This is a genomic window from Binatus sp. (SeqCode), from assembly GCF_036522015.1.
Taxonomy (GTDB): Bacteria; Desulfobacterota; Binatia; order Binatales; family Binataceae; genus Binatus.
The window spans coordinates 1-4,177 of the sequence record NZ_DATDGQ010000027.1 but is presented as its reverse complement, the minus strand read 5'-3'; the positions used below and the strand labels follow the sequence as shown (position 1 = coordinate 4,177).

The 4,177-nt window shown below is 62.1% G+C and carries 4 protein-coding genes and 1 pseudogene; 3 read left to right on the top strand and 2 right to left on the bottom strand.

Annotated features, from left to right (window positions below):
* Positions 1 to 749 (top strand): pyridoxal-phosphate dependent enzyme (locus tag VIW95_RS01145; protein WP_331583164.1); only part of this gene is annotated, 749 nt, incomplete at its 5' end.
* A gap of 558 nt (positions 750 to 1,307) precedes the next feature.
* Here VIW95_RS01145 and VIW95_RS17440 read toward each other — a convergent pair.
* Both VIW95_RS17440 and VIW95_RS01135 read right to left on the bottom strand, forming a co-directional pair.
* Positions 1,308 to 1,598: pseudogene (locus tag VIW95_RS17440) on the bottom strand (YfhL family 4Fe-4S dicluster ferredoxin); the annotation flags it as partial.
* 54 nt (positions 1,599 to 1,652) lie between these two features.
* Entirely contained in the window at positions 1,653 to 1,982 is a 330-nt protein-coding gene (locus VIW95_RS01135; RefSeq protein ID WP_331583160.1) for a hypothetical protein, read from the bottom strand.
* A 139-nt stretch (positions 1,983 to 2,121) separates the two neighbouring features.
* Between VIW95_RS01135 and VIW95_RS01130 the strand changes: the two genes are divergently transcribed.
* Positions 2,122 to 3,309 carry an acyl-CoA dehydrogenase family protein gene (locus VIW95_RS01130; RefSeq protein WP_331583158.1) on the top strand — a complete coding sequence of 396 codons (1,188 nt, stop codon included), beginning with the start codon at positions 2,122 to 2,124 and terminating at the stop codon, positions 3,307 to 3,309.
* Between the two features lie 82 nt (positions 3,310 to 3,391).
* Positions 3,392 to 4,177 (top strand): acyl-CoA dehydrogenase family protein (locus VIW95_RS01125; RefSeq protein WP_331583156.1); only part of this gene is annotated, 786 nt, incomplete at its 3' end.

Genomic DNA, 4,177 nt, shown 5'->3' with positions numbered 1-4,177 from the left:
GAACGGTCGGGTCGGAAATCGCCGACGAAATTGCGCCCGAGCTCGTAATCGTTCCCGTCGGTGGCGGCGGCTTGATTGCAGGAATCGCGGCCGCGCTCGCGACACGGGCGCCCGATGCCGAAGTGATCGGCGTCGAGGCGGCGGGCTCACCGCAACTGTCCGCGAGTCTCGCAGCCAACGCGGCCGCGTCGATCGGCCGCCCCGTTGACACCATCGCCGACGGTCTCGCCACCGGCCGCATCGGCGCGATTCCGTACGAAGTGATGCGCGGACGCGTCAAGCGCCCTGTTACCGTCGATGACTTCGAAATCGGCGAAGCCGTGTTGCTGATGCTCGAGCGCATGAAACTTCTCGCCGAAGGAGCCGGTGCGGCGGCGCTCGCGGGCGCACTGAAACTCAAGGACGAGTTGAAGGGCAAAACTGTCGTGCTCGTGGTGAGTGGCGGCAATATCGACACGACCGTGCTCGATCGGATTATCGGGCACGGGCTGGTGAAGCTCGGACGGCTGTTTCGAGTCGCCGTCGATTTGCGCGATCGCCCCGGCGAGCTAGGCAAGCTGGTGTCGATGGTAGCCGCGACCGGCGCCAACGTTCGCGCGATCGATCACGATCGTACGCGCCGCGACGTCGCGATCGGCGGCGCCCGCGTAATGTTGGAACTGGAAACCCGCGGCCCCGAGCATATTGAAGCGATCCGCGAGCAACTGAAACACCACGGCTACGCTTTCGAGGTCCCCGCGCTGGGATGATTTCTTCGGCTACGTGAACATCGAGGCGACGCCGGTCGGCCTCACCAACTTGCCCGCCGGCTTCATCGAATGCGCCAGCTCCTCGAGCTTCTGTTTGAACGCGTCCATCTCGGCCGCCTGCCTGGCTTCGAAAGCTGCGGTCTCGCGCGCGCGTTTGCGCTCGAACGCCTCGCGCTCCGCGCGCCGCCGATTGTAGAAACCTTCGAAGGTTTCTTTCACCGCGCGGTACATCGCGGTTTTCGGCACGAACGAGCCCGAGCACGACGGGCAATGAAACACGACGCCTTTCTCGAACAGCCGATACGGAATCGTCCACGGCTCGTTGCAATCCTTGCAGATGACGGGCACTTCCCACGCCAGCGGATTGAATTCCGCGCTCGAGGTTGAAGTCGCCGCCGCCGCTGCAGGAGCCGCCGCCGCTCGAGCCGCGGGCTTGGGAGCCGCTGGTGCAGGCGTCGCAGCGACTGCCGCGCCATTGGCTGCGGGCTTTGCCGCTTCTCCAGCGCCAGTGGCGACTTCTTTGCGGAAGCGCGATGGTGCGTCGTCGGGGAACGTCGTCTCCGGATGCAGCTCACGGGCGCGCTGTAGCAGGACGCCTTCGCTCTCGAGATTGGCTGGATCGGGGATGCAGCAATCGACGGGACATACGGCAGCGCACGCTTCATGGTCGTGGAAGCCGACGCATTCGGTGCACTTTGACGGCACGATGTAATAGATGTCCTGCGCGATCGCCGCACCGGGCGTCCCGTTTAGCTCCCACGGCACTCCGCCGGCGTAGATCGCCGTGTTTGGACACTCCGGCTCGCATGCTCCGCAGTTGATACATTCGCTCGTGATCGTCGTCGCCATCTAGTGAACCCCGGTCTATCGTGTGATCAACTTCAAACTCTAACAACGCTGATTTCAGCGAGCAATCGCTCTCCTGGAGCGCGTTCGCTTCGGTCCCGATGTGGTTATGTCCGGATGGTATTCGAACTCGATCAGATAGACTTTCTCGCCCGCCCCATGTTTTGCGACCTTCAGGAGGTCGACAACACCTGCGAAGCCGGAGAGCTTTGCCAGTTCGGGCGTAACGTCCGCGAGCGTGATGCGCCGAATCGAGTTCACCTCGATAAAACCTTCACCCAATCTGTAAAGTCCGCCGACTTTGACGTGCGAACTGCGCCATATCCTTATGCTGCAAGTGACTTCGCCGCGCATGATTGGTTCGCGAAGTCGCTTGGTAAATACCATCGACTATCCGTGGCAGGGCTGGAGACGAATCGCAACCAGGCCTCCGAGTTCGACGTGCGCTTTTCGCGGCGACGCGGTTTTGACTATGCTGGTCGCGAAGCCGCGGTACGATACGTCAATCACGACCGCAGGAGCGCCTATGGATCTTCAATTCACGTCCGAAGAAGAAGCATTTCGATTAAAGGTCCGCGGTTGGCTCGCCGAGAACATGCCGACCAGCGGGCTCTCTGCCGATCGAGAGGGCCGCGACGACAAGACCTGGCTCGCGCGCACGAAAGCGTGGCAGCGCCGTCTGTACGAGGCCGGGTACATCGCGCTCGCGTGGCCGAAGGAATACGGCGGGCAGGCGATGGATCCCGTGCGGCAGTCGATCGTCAACGATGAGATGGTCCGCGCGAAGGCGCCGTACAACGTCGGCGCGTCGGGACTCGGAATGCTCGGGCCGACGCTCATCTCGTGGGGCAGCGAGGAACAGAAGCAGCGCTATCTGCCGAAAATCCTGACCGCCGAAGAAATCTGGTGCCAGGGTTATTCTGAGCCGGGCGCCGGCTCAGATTTGGCGTCACTGAAAACGCGCGCGGAAATCGTCGGCGATGAGTTCGTCGTCAACGGTCAGAAAGTCTGGACGTCGGGCGCGCAATACGCCGACATGATGTTCTGCCTGGTCCGCACCGACCCCGAGGCGCCCAAGCATCGCGGCATTTCGTACATCCTGATCGACATGCACACGCCTGGAATCACCGTGCGGCCACTGGTTCAAATGACCGGCGATCGCGGCTTCAACGAAGTTTTTTTCGACAACGTCCGCGTGCCGCGCAAAAACCTTGTCGCCAAGCTCAACGAAGGATGGATCGTCGCCAACGCCACGCTCTTTCACGAGCGCAACATGCTCGGCTCCGCCAGCGGGAGCGAGCAGCGCTTTAATCGCCTGCTCGCGCTGGCCAAATCGATCACGCGCGGCGGACGCCCGCTCACCGAGGACCCGGTCTTTCGTCAGCGGCTGGTCGAACTCGAGATTCGCGTCGAGGCGATGCGCTTTCACGCGCTGCGCCAGCTCACCGATCAGATTCGCGGCAAGAACCCCGGCGTCGAGGCGATGATCAACAAGCTCGTCGGCACCGAGCTGAACCATGATTTGGCCACCGCCGCGATGGAAGCGATGGGCGACTACTCGATGCTTTCACGCGACGACGAAGCCGCACTCGATCACGCATACTGGCCGTACGAGTGGATGTTCTCGCTCGGGCTGGTGATCGGCGGCGGCACGTCGCACATCCAGAAAAACATAATCGCCGAGCGCGGCCTCAAAATGCCCAAATCCCGCTAACCTAATCTTCTCGTTCCCCTTCCCACCATGGGACGGGGCCAGGGGTTAGGTTCCTAAAAGCGCAACTCGCAGAAGGACAACAATGGATTTCGGACTCAGTGAAGAACAACAACAGCTCAAAGAAAGCGCGCGCGCATTTCTGAGCGGCGAATGCCCAACCACATTCGTGCGCAAAACGATGGCCACCGACGACGGCTATCCGCGCGAGCTATACGACCAAATCGCAAAGCTCGGATGGACCGGCCTGATCGTCCCGGAAAAATTCGGCGGCGCCGGACTCGGGATGCTCGACGTGGCGATGGTTCTCGAAGAAGGTGGCTACGCGGCGATGCCGGGGCCGTTCCTGTTCTCATCGGTGCTCGCAGCCGGCGCACTCAGACTCAGCGGCTCGGAGAAGCTCAATTCGAAATGGCTCACCGCTATCGCCGAGGGGAGAGCCATCGGCACGGTGGCGGTGGTTGAGAGTGCAGGCAGTATTGATCCCCGCGATATCAACGCCATAGCGTCGAAAGCCGCCGCCGGATGGCGTCTCAATGGCAGGAAGATGTTCGTGCCGTATGCCAACGTCGCCGACTTCATCGTCGTCGCTGCCAAACGTGATTCCGATATTTTTCTGTTCGTCGTCGATCCGAAAGCGCCGGGCGTGACGATCCGTCCGCTGAAAAATCTTGATCTGACCCGCCGCGTCTCGAGCGTCGAGCTCAAGGGCGCTCCCGCCGAGCGGCTTGGCGGCGGCCCTGATCTTTTCGCGCAGCTAATCGACGTTGCCGCAATCGCCGTCGCGGCCGACTCGCTCGGTGGAACCGAGCGCGCGCTCGAGATGGCTGTCGATTACTCGAAAGTCCGCGAGCAGTTCGGCAAGCCGATC